Source organism: Microcoleus sp. Pol11C3 (assembly GCF_036701485.1).
Taxonomy (GTDB): Bacteria; Cyanobacteriota; Cyanobacteriia; order Cyanobacteriales; family Microcoleaceae; genus Microcoleus.
This window is the reverse complement of sequence record NZ_JAUBQW010000327.1, coordinates 1-1,011: the sequence shown is the minus strand read 5'-3', so window position 1 is coordinate 1,011 and position 1,011 is coordinate 1. Positions and strand designations below refer to the sequence as shown.

2 protein-coding genes are annotated in these 1,011 nt (G+C 39.1%); both read left to right on the top strand.

The window, feature by feature from the left end; genetic code table 11:
• The first annotated feature begins 117 nt into the window (after positions 1–117).
• Positions 118–321 (top strand): Eco57I restriction-modification methylase domain-containing protein, encoded by a 204-nt coding sequence (locus QUA40_RS28895; RefSeq protein ID WP_333132170.1) that lies wholly within the window; start codon positions 118–120, stop codon positions 319–321.
• Positions 322–375: 54 nt separating this feature from the next.
• Positions 376–915, top strand: coding sequence for an Eco57I restriction-modification methylase domain-containing protein (locus QUA40_RS28890; protein ID WP_333132168.1), 540 nt, complete (start codon positions 376–378; stop codon positions 913–915).
• Positions 916–1,011: the final 96 nt, after the last annotated feature.

The window sequence follows — 1,011 nt, the reverse complement described above, 5'->3', positions numbered from 1 at the left end:
ATGGGAGAGCGTGGATGCTGGCGACTGAAGGCATACTTATTCATTTTACTATGGGCGTGTTCCCGGACATGATATCACATCGAACAGTTAAATCGAGAGTCGCAGGATAAATTAAATTTGTTATTGTTGGATGAGTTTAGTAAACGGCTGGGAATTAAGTACGAACAAGTGCAGTTAGCCGGGAAACCGAAGAAACGAGTTTTAACTATTGAGGATATTGCCGAGTTGCAACCGTTTCACTGGGGATATCACTTTGACATAATTTTAGAACGCGGTGGATTTGATGCAATTATTACCAATCCACCTTGGGAAATTTTTTAACCTAACGGGAAAGAATTTTTTGCTCAGTATAGCGATTTGGTGACGAAGAAGAAAATGGATATTTATGCTTTTGAGGAGGAGCAGGAAAGACTGCTTCAAGATCCGGAAATTGCGGATGCTTGGTTAGAATATAAGAGTCAGTTTCCCCACGTTAACCTTTATTATCGAACATCCAATCAATATTCTAACCAAATTTCTATCGTTGATGGTAAGAAGGCGAAAACGACAGATATTAACTTCTATAAGCTTTTTGTGGAGCAGTGCTTTAACTTGTTAAGTCCTGGTGGAGAATGTGGCATTGTTATCCCTAGCGGAATCTATACTGACTTGGGAGCCAAACAACTTCGTGAAATGCTCTTTAATCAAACACAAGTAACAGGTCTATTTTGTTTTGAGAACCGCAACTTAATTTTTGAAGGAGTACATCGCAGCTTTAAGATAGCTGTACTCACTTTTGAAAAAGGTGATCAAACAGAAGGATTTCCAGCGGTTTTTATGCGTCATGACGTTAAAGAGCTCATACAATTTCCTAATGTTGATACCCCTATTATCAAACTAGATTTTTTGCGCCGTCTTTCTCCTGATTCTCTTTGAATTATTGAGTTCAAAAATAGTATAAGTTCACAGGGTTAGCCTGGCAGAAGAGAGGGAGAAATCTGACCAGAACGAGCACTCAAAACAGATTCAGTC